13 protein-coding genes and 1 tRNA gene are annotated in these 16,997 nt (G+C 63.6%); 10 read left to right on the top strand and 4 right to left on the bottom strand.

From position 1 onward, the window contains the following. Positions 1 to 40: 40 nt before the first annotated feature. Positions 41 to 1,918: a chloride channel protein gene (locus tag IPV08_RS01660; protein ID WP_207410355.1), complete on the bottom strand. Its 1,878-nt coding sequence runs from the start codon at positions 1,916 to 1,918 to the stop codon at positions 41 to 43. Between the two features lie 189 nt (positions 1,919 to 2,107). Between IPV08_RS01660 and IPV08_RS01655 the strand changes: the two genes are divergently transcribed. The 6 genes from IPV08_RS01655 to IPV08_RS01630 all read left to right on the top strand — a co-directional run bounded on the left by IPV08_RS01655 (position 2,108) and on the right by IPV08_RS01630 (position 7,287). Further along, positions 2,108 to 2,184, top strand: a tRNA-His gene (locus IPV08_RS01655). A 346-nt stretch (positions 2,185 to 2,530) separates the two neighbouring features. Further along, positions 2,531 to 3,676 (top strand): transglycosylase SLT domain-containing protein, encoded by a 1,146-nt coding sequence (locus IPV08_RS01650; RefSeq protein WP_207410354.1) that lies wholly within the window; start codon positions 2,531 to 2,533, stop codon positions 3,674 to 3,676. Positions 3,677 to 3,978: 302 nt separating this feature from the next. Then, positions 3,979 to 4,500, top strand: coding sequence for a response regulator (locus IPV08_RS01645; protein WP_056432480.1), 522 nt, complete (start codon positions 3,979 to 3,981; stop codon positions 4,498 to 4,500). A 223-nt stretch (positions 4,501 to 4,723) separates the two neighbouring features. Next, positions 4,724 to 5,644 (top strand): transglutaminase family protein, encoded by a 921-nt coding sequence (locus tag IPV08_RS01640; RefSeq protein ID WP_207410344.1) that lies wholly within the window; start codon positions 4,724 to 4,726, stop codon positions 5,642 to 5,644. Positions 5,645 to 5,716: 72 nt separating this feature from the next. After that, positions 5,717 to 6,523, top strand: coding sequence for a transglutaminase family protein (locus IPV08_RS01635; protein WP_056432473.1), 807 nt, complete (start codon positions 5,717 to 5,719; stop codon positions 6,521 to 6,523). A 110-nt stretch (positions 6,524 to 6,633) separates the two neighbouring features. After that, positions 6,634 to 7,287: a L,D-transpeptidase gene (locus IPV08_RS01630; protein WP_207410342.1), complete on the top strand. Its 654-nt coding sequence runs from the start codon at positions 6,634 to 6,636 to the stop codon at positions 7,285 to 7,287. 72 nt (positions 7,288 to 7,359) lie between these two features. Here IPV08_RS01630 and IPV08_RS01625 read toward each other — a convergent pair whose 3' ends face one another. From IPV08_RS01625 to IPV08_RS01615, 3 genes are all read right to left on the bottom strand, one after another. Next, on the bottom strand, positions 7,360 to 7,689 hold the full coding sequence (locus tag IPV08_RS01625; protein WP_207410340.1) for a hypothetical protein: 330 nt from the start codon (positions 7,687 to 7,689) through the stop codon (positions 7,360 to 7,362). A gap of 110 nt (positions 7,690 to 7,799) precedes the next feature. Next, positions 7,800 to 7,967, bottom strand: a complete 168-nt coding sequence (locus IPV08_RS01620; RefSeq protein ID WP_207410338.1) for a hypothetical protein — start codon at positions 7,965 to 7,967, stop codon at positions 7,800 to 7,802. A 232-nt stretch (positions 7,968 to 8,199) separates the two neighbouring features. Further along, on the bottom strand, positions 8,200 to 8,688 hold the full coding sequence (locus IPV08_RS01615) for a phasin (protein WP_027172066.1): 489 nt from the start codon (positions 8,686 to 8,688) through the stop codon (positions 8,200 to 8,202). 1,456 nt (positions 8,689 to 10,144) lie between these two features. On the opposite strand from IPV08_RS01615, the gene IPV08_RS01610 reads away from it, so the two are divergent. The 4 genes from IPV08_RS01610 (at position 10,145) to IPV08_RS01595 (ending at position 16,793) form a co-directional block, all read left to right on the top strand. Further along, entirely contained in the window at positions 10,145 to 11,833 is a 1,689-nt protein-coding gene (locus IPV08_RS01610; RefSeq protein WP_207410337.1) for a HAMP domain-containing sensor histidine kinase, read from the top strand. A 776-nt stretch (positions 11,834 to 12,609) separates the two neighbouring features. Further along, a complete protein-coding gene (gene acs, locus IPV08_RS01605; protein ID WP_207410332.1) occupies positions 12,610 to 14,559 on the top strand; it encodes an acetate--CoA ligase in 1,950 nt (649 codons plus the stop codon). A gap of 234 nt (positions 14,560 to 14,793) precedes the next feature. Further along, on the top strand, positions 14,794 to 15,102 hold the full coding sequence (locus IPV08_RS01600) for a DUF485 domain-containing protein (RefSeq protein WP_056432180.1): 309 nt from the start codon (positions 14,794 to 14,796) through the stop codon (positions 15,100 to 15,102). Further along, entirely contained in the window at positions 15,099 to 16,793 is a 1,695-nt protein-coding gene (locus IPV08_RS01595) for a cation acetate symporter (protein ID WP_207410331.1), read from the top strand. Before IPV08_RS01600 ends, IPV08_RS01595 begins: the two co-directional genes overlap by 4 nt. Positions 16,794 to 16,997: the final 204 nt, after the last annotated feature.

The raw sequence follows: 16,997 nt of genomic DNA, 5'->3' as shown, positions 1-16,997 counted from the left end.
TCCGCATAGCCGAGACTTGCAGCGAGGAACTGGATCAGTTTCACGCAGCGTCGCCCATGATCGCTCGTCGCTGCCGGTCAAGTTCCTCGCTGTAGCGCTTGAGGGTGTGGCTCTCGGTGAGCAGCCCGATCACCCGACGCGAGACCGGATCATCCACCACCGCCAGAGCTTCGCTCTCCGCGCTGTCGAAGGCCGAGGCTGCCTGTTTGGCATTCATGCCGGCGGTGAGGAACACGTCTGTATAGCGCATGGCCTCGATGAGACTGGCCTCGCTATCGGCCGTCACCAGGGCATGAGCCTCGGGCACCAGCACGATTCCGGCGTAGCGCCCTTCCTTATCCACCATCACAACGCGGGACGGCGAGCCGAGGGGATGAGCCGCAAGGAAATCGCAGAGCTTCATATCGACCGGCACGGTTTCGACCTCGCGACGCATGAGCGCCCCAACGGTGAGTGACCTGATCCAGCCGATATCATGCGCGCTACGGATGCTTTCGCCGCGAAGGTGGAAGCGCCAGGTGGCAAAGGAATAGCCGAAGGTCTTCCGCACGGTCATCGACGAGGCGATCACCGCCACCAGTACGAGGCCGGTGATCGGAAAGCTGCCGGTGAGCTCGAGGGCGAGGAATGTCATCGTGAGCGGGCCGCCGATGACTGCCACCGCCAGGGCGCTCATGCCGATCACCGCATAAGCCAGCGGTGTGAGAGCGAAGAAGGTGAGTCCCTCCAGGCCGGATAGTCCATGAACGCCGGAAAGGGCCGGGATTGCCTCCGCCATCAGTGCGGCAAAGAGCTTGCCCGCCAGAGCGCCGAGAAACAGCGAAGCGAAGAACAAGCCGCCGCGAAAACCCGAGCCGATCGAGATCGCCGAGGCCGAGGCCTTCGCCACGAACAGCAGCGCCAGCGCACCGAACCCCATGGCAGGCATGTTGGTGTCGAGATGGAGATGGAGCGCTCCGTGCCCACCGGAAAGTATCTGCGGGGAGACAGCTAGGGCCAGGACGCCAACGCAGAGACCGCTGATGGCGGGGGCGAGGAAGGCCGGCAGGCGGGTCGCCCGCACACCCTGCTCGACTAGGGTGACACCACGCATGATCAGAATTCCGAGCCCAGCGCACGCGAAACCAAGAGCGAGGCTCGGTAGCGTATCGATTCCGGAGACCGCCCTCGTCGTCAGGACATCGAAACCGTTGGCAGTCACCAGGGGACTCTGCGTTACGAGCGCCTTGGCGACGAGGCTACCGCACAGGGCCGAGACGACCACCGGTGTGAGGGTGGCGATGGAATAGGTGCCGATGATGAGTTCGAACGCATAGAATGCCCCCGTGAGCGGCGCCCCGAAGGCAGCGGCGATGGCGGCGGCCGAGCCACAGCCCACTAGGGTACGTAGATCCGAGCGACGCATTTCAAAGGAGAGGCCGAGACGCGAGGCGATGCCGGCGCAGATCTGGGTATAGCCCGCCTCGAGACCGACCGATGCACCGCTGCCGTTCGAGATCACATTTTGCGCCGCCACGGCAGCCGACCCCTTCAGCGAGAGCCGCCCGCCATGCAGGGCATTGGCCTCGATGGGATCGACGATCGGCTGCTGCGGGCTGCCTCGGCGACGAGCCAAGCCCAGAGCGATCAGGCCGAGGATGAGACCACCGACGGCCGGGCCGACCAGAATGAGGATCGGGGCCACATCCGTCGAAGCGCTGAGACGGGCGCCGTGCGGTAATCGATAGAGGATCTCGCGCAGGCCCTGCGTCGCGAGACTCATGGCCGAGACTGCGATCCCGGCGATCGCGCCGACGCAGGCGGCCAGCGCCACGAGCCCGGCTTCGCTGCCGCGCACCAGGGCACGCAATCGGCTTGGCACGTGGACCAGCAGCTGGCCGGCGGGAGATCCACGGCGCGGCGCGGTTTCTGAGTTCATCGACCGACGGGGGGATTGGCACGAAAGGGGTACGAAGACCGCGGCACCTTAGGGGTGGGGTGCAAGGTCCGTCGACCGAATTTCGACGTCCGGCGGCATCGATGGGGCGAAGAGTTTTCCCCATTCTGCATTCCTTGCGTCTCTAACGCTTGAAATGCCCGCAGCCTCAGGATACATCGCAGCCCGAGTGCCGCTGTAGCTCAGTTGGTTAGAGCGCTTGATTGTGGATCAAGAGGTCCCCCGTTCGAGCCGGGGCAGTGGTACCATTCGACTATCCTGGCGTCTCTGGCGACGCCTTGCAGGCTAAGAATTGGCAGCTGTTTCTAAAAGCTCCCAGCTTGGCCTCGCTTGCCTAGAATGATGCGTATCGCCCGATTACGGGAGCGCCGTTCTTGCTAGATCAGCTCCGATGCAATGTTGTCGTGAATGCCCGGTGGTTGCTGGTGCCTTCCGTCCGACCCTGTCGCATGCGGAGGGTAAAGGCTCGCAATGGCTAAGCTGCCGTAAAGTGGCCATCGACGCCACGGGATGATCACGAGCCTAGCCGTTTTGTCGCCACAACTGTCCTCGTAAATGCCGATGTGCGCCACCACACGGAGACGAGTCGATCAGATGCGGGTTCAGAAGGTCGGATCATCACGAGTTACTCCTCCCTCGCGCCGCTTCGGCGCTGGCGGTGATGCGGCAACTTCATCCGATGCGCTGACGCTCAAGAATCGGGTCGGACACGACCATGGGAGCCGCCCCGCCCTCACCCGCTCCGTTCTGGCCATGATGCTGGTCGCGGGAGGCCTGAGCGCCGTCGTTCTCAACGGCACCGGCACCAGTGGCTTCGGCGCCGTGGTACAATCGGCTCAGGCGATGACCGAGCTGTCGATGCCGAAGCCCAGAATTCAGTCGGCGGTCCCGGGAGTTCTAGAAGCTCCACCCACCGTACTCACATCATCCTCGGCCTTTGCCCCCGTCCACGACCTCGACACCGAAATCGGCTCCAATGCCGTCGATCGTGTCTCCTACGATTACCTGTTGACCGAAAGCGCTGTCGGCGACCCGAACGATATCCTCGAATTCGGACCCATGAAGATTCGCCGCCACTTGGTGCAGAAGATCGTCCGCGCTGCGCAGGCCGTACAGACCGACCCCGTCCTGCTGATGGCGGTAGCCGACAAAGAGTCGAGCTTCATCACCGAAGTGCAGGCCAAGACGTCCTCGGCGACCGGCCTGTTCCAGTTCATCGAGCGCACCTGGCTCGGTGTTGTGCGCGACTTCGGACCGAAATACGGCCTGACGCAGGAAGCGGCCCTCGTGGTCTCCGGCGATAACGGCAAGCCGAGCGTGGCAGATGCCGCCGAGCGGACCCGCATCCTCGAATTGCGGCGTGACCCCTATCTCGCCGCACTGATGGCAGGCGAGATGCTGAAACGCGACGCAGCGCGAATCTCCCTGCGTATCGGCCGCGAGCTGACCCTGGGCGAAGTGTATCTCGCCCACTTCCTCGGTCCCGACGATGCCGAGGAGTTCCTCGCTACCGTTGTCGACAAGCCGACATCCGCCGCCGCCCAGATGCTGCCGGGCCCGGCGCGCGCCAACCGTTCCATCTTCTTCGCGGCCCAACGCGGTCGACGCAAGGCAGCGAGCCTGTCGGTGGCCCAGGTTCATGAGAAGTTCGAGACTATGATGAGCACTCGTGGTGCTCGCTACCGCGATGTCCGCTCTCTCTCGGGCGTCATGGCCTATGCCGACGCCTCGGTGGAGTAACCGCGCCTCACCGCGTTTTATGCGCCGATCTCGCTGTCAGTCCTGAACCCCAGCAATCGCATTTCCCGGACCGATTCGCCGTCGGCCCAACCCTTGTTGCGCCTTGGGAGCAACTGACGCCTGAGTCCCTACGTTGAGCTTGGGGCCGCACGCGGCGGTACCATGCAGATGACGAAAACCGGAGGGATGACGTGCTCGATCCGAAAGGCCCGTCGAACAATCGTTCGCCCACTCCTTTCAAGGATGTTCCGAAAAAGCGCGCAGGCAACGATACGCTCGCGCCTGGCCTCGCCCTCGACCAAATCGGCGAAGCCCTAGCGTCTTTCTATGACGACCTGATCGCCGAGGGCATTCCGGAGAACTTGGCTGCCCTCGTTCGTCAGGTCCACCAGCCGGAAGCCACGCCTGAGCCCGATCCCGTTATCTCCGCGCCGATTCGTAAATCCGGCCGCCTCGCCCTCGTGGTCGAGGATGATGCATCGACACAAGGCTTGGCAGTCGCCCTGTTGGACGAGACTGAGCTCGATGCTATCGGCTGCGCTACGGCGGAAGAGGCTCTGGCCGTGATGCGGGACAGGGGCGGCGATGTCGCTTTGGTCTTTGCCGATATCCAGCTCTCGGGTGTCATGGACGGCCTGCAACTGGCGCGTGCCGTCGCGATGCTGTGGCCTACGGCGAGGATGGTGGTCACATCCGGCCGACGTGCTCCGCGACCGGACGCATTGCCGGAAAGGGTGGTCTTCATCCCCAAACCCTGGCGCCCCCAGGATGTGTTGGTGGAAGCCGAGCACGCGACCAGCAATCCTCCTCCGCCAGTGCCCTGAACTATGCCCGCCGCGGATGAATCGGCCAGGGGCCAGGGCCGCTTTCACTTTGATGAAGATCGCTATCGAACCAGCTCAAGGAGCATTGCCCCAGCGGTGATATTCAGGCCAATACTCCTGTGCCGTGGAGGCGACATCACGGGCCGCCATGACGTTGGGCGCACCTCTTGCATTGCATCGATCCAAGAGAGTGGTACCGACCGGTGCTGCGGAGCCTGTGAACGTGCCGATCCTATCCGTCCGTCACATTACGACCTACCGGTACCGCCAGCCCGTCGGCTTGGGCGAACACCGGATCATGTTTCGTCCGCGCGACAGCTATGACCAGCGCCTGATCGCCGCGACGCTCAAGATCACGCCCGAGCCGTCGTCTCTGCGGTGGTTGCACGACGTGTTCGGAAATTGCGTCGCCGTGGCGACATTCCAGGGTCGCGCCTCCACCCTGACCTTCGAATGCTCGATCACCCTCGATCACACACCCGAGCTCGCACCGGAATTTCCGATCGCGCCGCATGCGGCCTTCTACCCTTTCGGCTACGGCGCCGACGATATGCCGGATCTCAGCCGCTCCATCGAGCGCGAGCACCGCGATCCGAAGAACGAGGTCGATGCCTGGGCGCGCAGCTTCGTTCCCCCCGCCGGCCGCATCGGCACGCAGGATCTGTTGGCCGAGATGACGCGCCACGTCCGGCGCAACTTCGCCTATCTCGCGCGCTCCGAGAAAGGCGTTCAGGACCCTGTCACCACCCTGCGCCTCAAGCGCGGAAGCTGCCGTGATTTCGCGGTGCTGATGATCGAGGCCGTGCGCGCTCTCGGCATGGCCGCCCGTTTCGTCTCCGGCTACCTCTACAATCCGCGCGGTGACCGCAACCGCCATGTGGGCGGTGGCTCGACCCATGCCTGGGTTCAGGTCTACCTGCCCGGCGCGGGCTGGATCGAGTTCGATCCCACCAACGGCATCGTCGGCAATCGCGACCTCATCCGCGTCGCCGTCGCCCGCGATCCGCGGCAGGCGGTGCCGTTGCACGGCTCCTTCTTCGGGTTTCCCGCGGACGATCTCGGCATGTCCGTGAGCGTCGAGGTCGATGAAGTCGAACTCAGTTCCCTTGAGCAGCGTACACCCGATGCGATGGTGGTGCGTTGAAAACGTTCATTCCGCTGCCATCAGATGGCGGCTGGGTTCAAATCATATTTTTTCAGACATGGGGCCAATACGATGAAGATCAGGACTGGGTTCGACATCGCCTTCGAATCGGTTCAGCCGACGCCCATGATTCTTGAACTGAGCGTGCATCCATCACGCATGCCGGATGTGATGACCCCACACGTCATCAGCTTCAACCCGCCGATACCTTTCCAGGAATATCGGGACGTCTACGACAACATCTGCACGCGCATCGTCACTCCGGTTGGCCGTCTCGACATCTCGGCCGATTTTACCGTTTACGATTCCGGATTGCCGGACGAATACGCTCCGCATGCGCAGCAGATCGACGTACAGAACCTACCGAGCGATGTCCTCGTCTATCTCCTCGGCAGCCGCTATTGCGACACCGACAAGCTGTCTGAGACGGCCTGGTCCCTCTTCGGAGGGACGATGCCTGGCTGGTCGAGGGTCCAGGCGATCTGCGACTACGTTCACGACCGCATCCGGTTCGACTACATGCTCGCCGATGCCACGCGCACGGCCTGGGACGGTTTCATGCAGCGCCAGGGCGTCTGCCGCGACTTCGCCCATCTGGCGGTTGCTTTCTGCCGATGCATGAACATCCCGGCGCGCTACTGCACCGGTTATCTCGGCGATATCGGCATCCCGCCAGTGCCGGACCCGATGGATTTTTCGGCATGGTTCGAAGTGTATCTGGACGGGCGCTGGTACACATTCGACGCCCGTCACAATACACCGCGGATCGGCCGCATCGTCATGGCGCGCGGTCGCGATGCCACTGATGTCGCGATCACCACCAACTTTGGTTATTCGCACCTTGCCCGTTTCGACGTGCATACGGACGAGGTGTACTAAATTCATAAGCTCACGTTAACGAGACGCGAAATCTGCGACCGGGGGTGGAACCACGCGCCTACGCCTACGCTTGTATAGCAAAGGTTACCGCACAGGTAAGGCATCCGACCATGAAGACGTTGGCGACCGCTTTTGCAGGCATGATGGGTGCTTGCATCCTCGCTTCCACCCCCGTTCTCGCCGCCTCCTCCTACGATCCGTTCGGAACGGGGGGCGACGATTACTATCCCGAGACCGAGTACAGCCAGCCCTCCTACGACCCTTATGGCTACCAGGGCACCGTCGGTCAGGGCGCGCAAGCAGCTCCGCAGGCTCAGGTCTCACCAATCCCCCGCGAGATCGTAACCTTCCGCGGCGCATACAAGCCTGGCACGATCGTCGTCTCGACCGCTGAACGGCGTCTCTACTTTGTTCTGCCGAACGGTGAAGCTATCCGCTACGGCGTTGGCGTCGGTCGTCCCGGCTTCACTTGGTCAGGCACGAAGACCGTTACCGCCAAGCGCGAATGGCCGTCATGGACGCCCCCGGCCGCAATGATCGCCCGCCGCCCCGACCTGCCGCGCTACATGGCGGGTGGTGTGGAGAACCCTCTGGGCGCCCGCGCCATGTATATCGGCAATACGGAGTACCGGATCCACGGATCCAACGAGCCCGACACGATCGGTCAGGCAGTTTCGTCAGGTTGTATCCGGATGACCAATGACGACGTCACCGACCTTTACGAGCGCGTGAAAGTAGGCGCCAAGGTCGTCGTCCTCAACTGAATTCCACGTCTCTGCAGAACAACGCCGCGTCATCCCAGGATGGCGCGGCTTTGTTTGTTTCGGGCTCGACCCTTACGGGACGACACGCCCCACCGCGGTCTGCGGTGAACTGAAGGACGCGATCGGCATGTCGCAGAAACAGCGCGCCCCGAGGGGACGAGGTCCGGGCAACGGGCAGGAATAGGGCTGGAGGCCGCTGATTCCCGACTGGACAGCATCGCAGTTCAAGCCGACGGCCCGGCGGGGCGGGGGCCCGCGATCCTCGTAATAGTCGCGCCGAGGCGCGGGGCGGTAGTAGCCGTCGTCATACTGGGCGCTGGCGGCGCCAGCGGATAGCACACCGGCCAGAGCGAGGGCCAACAGGCCGAAACGCTGGGCGGCGCGCGAAAAAGCAGGTCGCATGAAGGTTCGCCCTCTTCGACGAGCCCGAAATCCGGGCGGGGCGCCAGGGTTAGGAGACAGCTCGCCGCGGTGCAAGCGTCGTGTCGCACCTCCGAGAGAGCGGGATCCGACTAGAGAACAGTGAGCGCGCTCACGGCGACCCACTCTTCCCGCAGGTCACCATCGACGTCACCATCGACGAACCACTGGCACAGGGCCAATCCTCCCTCGACCCGGAGGACCGTCATCGTCGCCTCGTTGTCGTCGGATGCCACGTAGTCGCCGGGTTTAATGTCCACCGACCGCCTCCCCTTTGAAGGCCCACGTTCTATCCGTCCCGTGAAAGCGGACCAAGAGGGCTCGGATCGAAAGGCGGGAAGACGCACACTTGCTCGCGGAGGCGCGGACGAACCCGATCCTGATGATGTAACGCGTGTTCGCTCGTGACAAAGGAAAGCCCGCCCCGCCTCTCGGCAGGACGGGCTATTATCCCGTAAGCGAGGGCTCGATCAGGAGACCGAGCGGCCGCGCTCAGGAATTGGCGTTGCGAATGGCTTGCTCGGCATCGGCGCCGGCCTTGCGAGCGGCCTCGGTGCCCTGCTCCATCGCCTTGCGGGTGTTCTCAGCCGTCTCCTGCATCGCTGCCTTGGCCTTCTCGGCGCCTTGCTGCATTGCACTCTGCGCCAAGCCACCGAACTCCTTGGCCTGGGCCTGGATTGCGGCGAACTGGCTGCGGACGAACTCAGCCTGATGCTGCATGGCTTCCTGCAAGTCGCGCGAGCGAACGAGCTTCTGGGCAAGGTCGAAGGCGGCATTCACATTCTGCTCGGCGAACTCGAAGCCGCGCGCGGAGACGTCATGTGCACTGGTACGGGCCGTGTCGGCCGAACCCTGGACCGTGTCGGCGGTGCGACGAGCGGCGCCGATGAATGAGTCGAAGGCCTTACGCGCCTGATCGACGCTCTTCTCAGCGAAATCGCGCATTTCAGCGGGCACTTCATAGTTCGGGGTGTTGCTCATGTCCGTCTCCTCTGAACTTGCTTGTTGATCGTTTGTTGTGCGCTGCACAATAACACAGCGCCCGCTCTATGCCACCCTCGATCACGGCATTAAGGATGACAAAAGGTAAACGCGCATCGGCGGCGCTTGGTGTCTACATCCGCGGCGCGTTGCGGTTAAAAAAGGGTGCGAATCACTCACGTGTCACGCGAAACGGGTACGAATGTTCGAAAGACGGGCTGAAGAACCGATATCCGGCCCTGAACCGGACCTCGGCGACCTTATTAGACACTGGAGCGGTGATTCGCGGTTTGGCGCTCGCCTGAGCGGCCCAGACGCGGTGTGGCTTGTGCTCGACGGTACGGCGGAGCAAATCCTGCTGGCTTCGACGGCGGATGGCCTTGCGGGGGCTCTGAGCGGCGGCGAATCGGGCCGGATCGACGACGCGATTCGCATGGGCGAACAAATTCGTCCGCGCGCCCTGCCGCTGGATCGGCCATCGCTGATGAAGCTGCGATTCGACACGCGGCGTCTCGGACAGGCCACGACCTGCCTTGCTTTGCGGACGAAGGATGCATCGGGTCGTAATTGCGTGATCGTGGCGGTTCTCGATCGCCTGCCGGGCCACCGAGCCTCGCCTCAGAAAGGCGCAGGCGAACAGGAGCGCGCACAGGCCGATCCGACGGCAGCACCTGAGCCGCGTCCTTCCGCCTTCGAAGACACGTCCGCACCATTGGACAGCCGCGCGGTGCGGACTGGGCGCGTAACCTGGAAAAGCGACGCCGAGGACAGGCTCACTGACATTTCCGGACCCGCCGCCGCCGCAGTCAAACCCGTACTGATCGGAAGGACCTGGGCTGCGCTATCACACACGCGCACGCTGCTCGACGCGGAAGGGCTCCTGCAGGCGTTGGCCCAGCGCCGGACCTTTCGTGCAATTTCCGTCACGCTGCAGGCCGATGGCATGCCGGACGCGATGGATCTCGACATATCAGGCACGCCGATCCAGCGCGGGGCAGCCGAGTTCACAGGGTTCAACGGCTTCGCCATGGTGCGGTCTTCGACCGCGTCATCGGAGAGTGGATCGGTGGGCCCAGAACACGCGAACATCATCACCGACCTGCATCCTGGCGATCAGCCTGTATCGGAGGTGGAGCCCGATGATGGAGCATCTGCCGATACTACCGAGGCTGTGACGCCAACGGCCATGGAGCTCAGCGCCATGGACTTGGCGAGAAAAACGGACTCGGCGAGAGAAACGGACTCGGCGAGAGACGAAGAAACATCCGCTCTGCCCGTGGCGGAACCCGCTTTTGCGACGATCGGTGATGATCCGTCCGCTGCTGCGGTAGAAGATTCCTCCCCCGCTCTCCTCAACGTGGAGCCGTCAGGCGAAGAGACGACCGAACAGTCTGCGACCGGAACAGAGGCCCCGACGACTGAAGAAGACGCCTGGACACCGTTGCACGACCCGCATTTGTCCAGCAACGAACATGCGGCGTTCCGCGAAATCGCGAGGGCCCTGGGCGCGCGCTTCGCCGGCGATAGCACGCCCGACGATGAGGTTTCGGAGACCAAGACCGGCGAAGAGCGCGCCACCGGCGGTTCTGTGACTCCGTTTCCCACGGCGATGACGCGGTTCGCGGAGCCTGCATCGGAAGACCCCAATGCCGCCGTCAGCGCGACGCTGGAGCGGGTGCCCGGCGGCGTGATGGTCTATCGCGGCGACAGCGTCCTGTTCGCCAACAGCCACCTGCTGGCGATGGCAGGCTTCGCCGATCTGCCCGAACTGGCGGCATCGGGCGGCATCGGCAAGCTGTTCGGCGGCCTCGTCCCGCACGAGCGGAAGATCAACGGCGCCCCCGCCATTCTCACCGCCGCCTCGGGGCACCGCCTGAGCGTCGACATGCAGGCCTCCGATCTCGATTGGCGCGGCGCACCGGCTCACCTTCTCCTCATCCGCGACGCCGTTGCCGGTGAGCCTGGCCGTGAGCGCGTTGCCCTGCAGATCGCCGACGCCTTCGCGGGAGCCCGAGCCGCCGATGCGCAGGCCGTTCTCGACAGCCTCGATGACGGAGTCATCACCCTCGACCGGAATGGGCGGATCATCGGGCTCAACCGCAGCGCGGCCACGACCTTCGGCCTCGACCCGCGCGAAGTCGTCGGTGCCGCCATCCTCAGCCTGTTCGCAGCGGAAAGCGCGGTGGCAGTGCTCGCCAGCGTCCATTGCATAGCCGGTTCGGGGCAAACCGTCCTTGCGCAAGCGACCCCGGATGTGATCGGCCGCACCGCCGCCGGCATGTCTCCGCTACTGATCAAGGTGACCCCCCTCGCTGGTCGGGACGACGGCCGCATGGTTATGACCGTGCGGGACGTCCGCGCCACCAGACGTATCGAAGCGGAAACGTCGAACGCACGGCAGGCTGCGGAATATGCCAGCGCGCGCAAATCGGATTTCCTCGCCCGGATCAGCCACGAGATCCGAACGCCGATGAACGGCATCCTCGGCTTCGCCGATATGATGCTAGCCGAACCGTTCGGTCCCGTTGGCCACGAGCGCTACCGCGACTATCTTGGCGACATCCACGCTTCGGGAACGCACGTCCTCAGTCTCGTCAACGACCTGCTCGACCTTGCAAAAATCGAAGCCGGCCGCCTCGACCTCACCTTCGCCGAGGTCCCCCTCAACGACGTCGTCACCCATTGCGTCGCGATGCTGCAGCCGCAGGCGATGCGCGATCGAATCGTCGTACGGACGAGTTTCTCCGACGACCTGCCGATGCTGGTCGCGGACGAGCGCTCGGTACGGCAGGCTGCCCTCAATATCATCGCCAACGCCATCGCCTTCACCGAGGCTGGCGGACAGGTCATCGTCTCCACCACCATGGCGGATCGTGGTGAAATCGCCCTCAGGGTCCGCGACACTGGAATCGGGATGACCCCCGACGAGGTAGAGACCGCCCTCGAACCGTTCCGGCAGATCGCCGTGGTGGCCTCGGCCAGGGGACGTGCGGACGGACGAAGCACTGGAACTGGCCTCGGTCTGCCGCTCACGAAGGCGCTCATCGAGGCCAATCATGGCCGCTTCCGCATCGAGAGCCGGAAGGACGAAGGCACCCTGGTGGAAATGCTCTTCCCACCGCAGGCGGCGGTCAGAACGGCGTGATCAGCGCGGCGAGCCCAGGCTCGTCTGGCGGCAACGCATCTGGCATGGTGGACCGGCACAACGCCGCGACCCTTGGGCGATCGCCTAGCGGCGACCGTCGGCGAGCCAGATTGGGTACGAGCGTCATGACGAGACACGTCATGCGTCAGATGACCGATATCGAGGAAGCGCGCCTTAATGCGGTAGTGGTCAAGTTCCGAAGGGCCAAGCCGACACTGCCGCCGCGAACCGAGCCGGGCGGTTCGCCTCCCTGAAACGGGCATTCCGGCGTGGGTGCGAACGCTTGCTGGTCGGCAACCCAGGCAAGCGCCACCCGTTCTCCAGGTAGGTCTTGGAGAAACCCCATGCACATAACCCTTAGGCTTCTTTTCGCTGGCCTGCTCATATCCGGAGCGACAAGCGTCCTAGCCCAAACGGCGGGTCCGTCGCAGACGACCGGTCAGAACCTGGAATCGGCGGGCTCGTTCCGAAATATTGCCCCGACCGGCGTCACAAAGCCGCCCGGCGCCGCAGCCGCGCCCGACACCCGGCTACCCCCCGATGAGGCCCGCAAGAAGGGCGAGACCGAAGGTTCGGGGATCAAGGGAATCTGTATCGGCTGCAACTGAGAGCCGGCCGATCATGGATCGAGAGTATTGCCCAAATTGGGGGTGCGGACGCAGGGGCATCCGCCCCCTTCGCGCTTGCGATAGGACTGTTCCTGCGCCTAAGAACGAGTTGGAAGTCCCGGCTGCGCGGTTTTCGCGATACGATCGGGCACCAGTAGGGAAAACGTCATGGACGAGAAGGTGGTCGACGTCCGCGCGACCTGGATCGACGGTGCGCATGTAGACGACGCCGGGTATCAGGCGATGTACAAGGCCTCGGTCGATGACCCGGCTGCATTTTGGGGTGAACACGGCAAGCGGATCGATTGGTCGACGCCTTATTCGACCGTCAAGAATACAAGCTTTGCTCCCGGCAACGTCTCGATCAAATGGTTCGAGGACGGCAAGACCAACGTCGCCTACAATTGCATCGACCGTCACCTCGCGACGCGCGGCGACCAGGTAGCGATCATTTGGGAAGGCGACGACCCCAACGAATCCAAGCACATCACCTATCGGCAGCTTCATTCGGAAGTCTGCCGCATGGCCAATGTGCTGCGCAATCGCGGTGTCGGTAAGGGTGACCGGGTCACGCTCTACCTGCCGATGATCCCGGAGGCCGCATACGCCATGTTGGCCTGCGCCCGGCTCGGCGCGATCCACTCCATCGTGTTCGGCGGTTTCTCGCCAGATTCCCTGGCCGGCCGTATCGAAGGCTGTGCCTCGAAGCTCGTCATCACCGCCGACGAGGGTCTGCGCGGCGGCCGCAAGGTCGCGTTGAAGGCCAATGTGGATGCCGCGATCGCGAGGCTCGGCAAGGATGCCGTGGACCACGTCGTCGTTGTGCGTCGCACGGGCAGTAATGTCGCCATGGAGCCCGGCCGCGACGTCTATTACGACGAGGCCGCCGCCATGGTCACCGACGAGTGCCCGGCCGAAGCCGTGGCGGCAGAGCACCCGCTCTTCATCCTCTACACCTCAGGCTCCACGGGCCAGCCCAAGGGTGTGGTGCATACCACCGGCGGCTACCTCGTCTACGCCGCGATGACGCATCAATACGTCTTCGATTACCGCGAGGGCGAGGTCTACTGGTGCACGGCGGATGTGGGCTGGGTCACAGGCCACAGCTACATCGTCTATGGCCCGCTCGCCAACGGCGCCACGACCCTGATGTTCGAAGGCATTCCGACCTATCCGTCGACCTCCCGCTTCTGGGACGTTGTCGACAAACACAAGGTCAACATCTTCTACACCGCGCCCACGGCGATCCGCTCGCTCATGGGCGGCGGCGAAGGCCCGGTGAAGAAGACCTCGCGGGCCTCGCTCCGCGTCCTCGGCTCGGTCGGCGAGCCGATCAACCCGGAAGCCTGGGACTGGTACTACCGGGTGGTCGGCGACAGCCGCTGCCCCATCGTCGATACCTGGTGGCAGACCGAGACCGGCGGCATCCTCATTACGCCGTTGCCCGGTGCCACCAAGCTGAAGCCCGGTTCGGCCACACGCCCATTCTTCGGCGTGCAGCCGCTCATCGTCGATGCGGAGGGCAAGCCGCTCGACGGTGCCTGCGAGGGCAACCTCTGCATCGCGGATTCCTGGCCGGGCCAGATGCGCACGGTCTATGGCGACCACGAGCGGTTCGAGCAGACCTACTTCTCCACCTATCCAAACCTCTACTTCACCGGCGACGGCTGCCGCCGCGACGCGGATGGCTATTACTGGATCACCGGCCGCGTCGACGACGTGATCAACGTGTCGGGTCACCGCATGGGAACGGCGGAGGTCGAATCCTCGCTCGTCGCCCATCCGAAGGTCTCGGAAGCCGCTGTCGTCGGCTATCCTCATTCTATGAAGGGACAGGGCATCTACGCCTACGTCACCCTGATGGAGGGCGAGGACGGTTCGGACGAGCTGCGCAAGGAACTGGTGGCCTGGGTCCGCAAGGATATCGGCCCCATCGCCTCGCCGGACCTGATCCAGTTCGCCCCCGGCCTGCCCAAGACTCGCTCGGGCAAGATCATGCGCCGCATCCTCCGCAAGATCGCAGAGGACGAGTTCTCATCGCTCGGCGATACCTCGACCCTTGCCGAGCCGGCCGTCGTCGACGACCTGATCGAGAACCGCCAGAACCGCGCGTCCTGATTGCGGGCCTCGCACAAGGAAGCGGCGCATCTCGAAGGAGGTGCGCCGCTCGCATTTTCAGCCGCCTCTCCCGCCTGTCCTGACGATATCGTGACCGTGCGGCGCTTGCGCCGGCACGCCTCGCAACACGAGACAGGTTCGGCGGCATCGCACGCGCTCGCCTCCCATCGCCATAGTATTCGCCAAGACCGAGGCCCCGTTCAGAAGGGCCGAAGCTTCAGGGAAAGTTACGCCATGTCCGATATCGAGACTGCGCGGATCGCGCAGAATCCGCGTTTCAAGGAACTCGTCCACGAGCGGACCCGCTTCGGCTGGACGCTGACCATCGCGATGCTGCTCGTCTATTTCGGCTTCATCGGCCTCATCGCCTTCGACAAGTCGCTGCTCGCCATGAAGGTCGGGAGCGCCACGACCTCGTTGGGCCTGGTCCTCGGCGTCGCCGTGATTGTCTTCGCCTTCATCCTCACCGGCATTTACGTCCAGCGTGCCAACGGCCGCTTCGACGAACTGACTGCTGCCCTTAAGCGGGATCTCGGCCGATGATCCGCTCAGCCCACCCCATCGCCCTGGGCACCACCCTCGCAGTCATCCTCGCTGGCGCGGCCTACGCCGCCGGTCCGGATATCGGCGCCGTCACGAAAGCCCAGACGAACTGGCCGGCCATCGGTATGTTCGCGTTCTTCGTGCTCTTCACCCTCGGCATCACTTACAAGGCGGCCAAGGGCACCAAATCGGCCTCTGACTTCTACGCCGCCGGCGGTGGTATCTCGGCCGGCACAAACTCGCTGGCCATTGCCGGCGACTACATGTCGGCTGCCTCATTCCTCGGCATCTCCGGCCTCGTCTATACGTCCGGCTTCGATGGTCTGATCTATTCCACAGGCTTCCTCGTGGGGTGGCCGATCGTGCTGTTTCTCATTGCAGAGCGGCTGCGCAACCTCGGCAAGTTCACCTTCGCCGACGTCGCCTCCTTTCGCCTCGACCAGACCTCGATCCGCATCATTTCAGCAGTGGGCACCCTCGTGGTGGTGGCGTTCTACCTGATCGCCCAAATGGTCGGCGCAGGGAAACTGATCCAGCTGCTGTTCGGCCTCGAATACCTCTATGCGGTCGTGATCGTCGGCGTGCTGATGATCGTCTACGTGGCGTTCGGCGGCATGAAGGCGACCACTTGGGTCCAGGTCATCAAGGCCTGCCTTCTCCTCGGGGGTGCCACCTTCATGGCCGGCGCGGTGCTCTACAAATACGGCTTCAACCCCGAGGCCCTATTCTCGGCCGCCGTCGCCACCCATCCGAAGGGCGATGCCATCATGGCGCCGGGCGGCCTCGTCTCGAACCCCATCGAAGCGATCTCCCTCGGCGTCGGTCTGATGTTCGGCACCGCCGGCCTACCACACATCCTGATGCGCTTTTTCACCGTCTCCGATGCTCAGGCCGCCCGCAAATCGGTGTTCTACGCCACTGGCCTGATCGGTTACTTCTACATCCTGACCTTCATCATCGGGTTCGGCGGCATCGCCCTGCTGATGTCCGATCCGGTCTACTTCAAGCTCGATCCGGCGGGTGCGTTCGACAAGCTGAAGGGGATGCTTGGCGGCACCAACATGGTTGCTGTGAACCTCGCCAACGCCGTTGGCGGGCCGTACTTCCTCGGCTTTATCTCGGCAGTCGCCTTCGCCACCATTCTCGCTGTCGTGGCCGGGCTCACGCTCGCCGGTGCATCGGCGGTCAGCCATGATCTGTATGCCAGCGTCATCGCCCGCGGACGCACCAACGAGGCTTCCGAAGTGCGACTCTCGAAGATCTCGGCGGTGGTCATCGGTATCGTGGCGATCTATCTCGGATACGTTTTCGAGAACCAGAACGTCGCCTTCATGGTCGGCCTCGCCTTCTCGGTGGCGGCGAGCTGCAACTTTCCCATCCTCACCATGTCGATCCTTTGGCGGGGCACGACCACCTGGGGCGCACTGATTGGCGGATTCGTCGGCCTTTTCGCGGCTGTCGGAATGGTGATCCTGTCGAAGGCAGTGTGGGTGACGACCTTCGGTAATCCGGTGGCGATCTTCCCCTACGACAACCCGGCCCTGTTCTCGATGCCGCTGGCCTTTCTTACGATCTATGTGGTTTCGAAGCTCGACAATACTGCCAGGGCCAAGCGCGAGCGCGCATTGTTCGAACAGCAGTTCGTGCGCTCGGAGACCGGGATCGGAGCCGACGGCGCTCACGCTCACTGACGGTACCAAGACCATTTCACGAATGCTTGAGAGGGCGCGGCGGAAGCCGCGCCCTTTCTCATTCATGGCATCCGACCGGGTAGCGGTCCTACCAATCGGCACCAAAGTGACACGTCTGCATAAAAACGTGAGTATCCCTGGGCCGTACGGCTTTTTCACTCTTGGGCGAAATCATGGCGTGAGGTAGCGTCGATCGCTCTCGTT

The sequence above is a fragment of the Methylobacterium sp. SD274 genome, from assembly GCF_017355285.1.
Classification (GTDB): domain Bacteria; phylum Pseudomonadota; class Alphaproteobacteria; order Rhizobiales; family Beijerinckiaceae; genus Methylobacterium.
This window is presented reverse-complemented; position numbering and strand designations above follow the sequence as displayed.

What these genes read in the sequence shown, in the direction of transcription:
- IPV08_RS01660 (WP_207410355.1), bottom strand. Translation starts at nt 1,918, where the DNA reads ATGAACTCAGAAACCGCGCCGCGCCGTGGATCTCCCGCCGGCCAGCTG.
- IPV08_RS01595 (WP_207410331.1), top strand. Translation starts at nt 15,099, where the DNA reads ATGATCCGCTCAGCCCACCCCATCGCCCTGGGCACCACCCTCGCAGTC.
- IPV08_RS01635 (WP_056432473.1), top strand. Translation starts at nt 5,717, where the DNA reads ATGAAGATCAGGACTGGGTTCGACATCGCCTTCGAATCGGTTCAGCCG.
- acs (WP_207410332.1), top strand. Translation starts at nt 12,610, where the DNA reads ATGGACGAGAAGGTGGTCGACGTCCGCGCGACCTGGATCGACGGTGCG.
- IPV08_RS01650 (WP_207410354.1), top strand. Translation starts at nt 2,531, where the DNA reads ATGCGGGTTCAGAAGGTCGGATCATCACGAGTTACTCCTCCCTCGCGC.
- IPV08_RS01630 (WP_207410342.1), top strand. Translation starts at nt 6,634, where the DNA reads ATGAAGACGTTGGCGACCGCTTTTGCAGGCATGATGGGTGCTTGCATC.
- IPV08_RS01600 (WP_056432180.1), top strand. Translation starts at nt 14,794, where the DNA reads ATGTCCGATATCGAGACTGCGCGGATCGCGCAGAATCCGCGTTTCAAG.
- IPV08_RS01615 (WP_027172066.1), bottom strand. Translation starts at nt 8,688, where the DNA reads ATGAGCAACACCCCGAACTATGAAGTGCCCGCTGAAATGCGCGATTTC.
- IPV08_RS01625 (WP_207410340.1), bottom strand. Translation starts at nt 7,689, where the DNA reads ATGCGACCTGCTTTTTCGCGCGCCGCCCAGCGTTTCGGCCTGTTGGCC.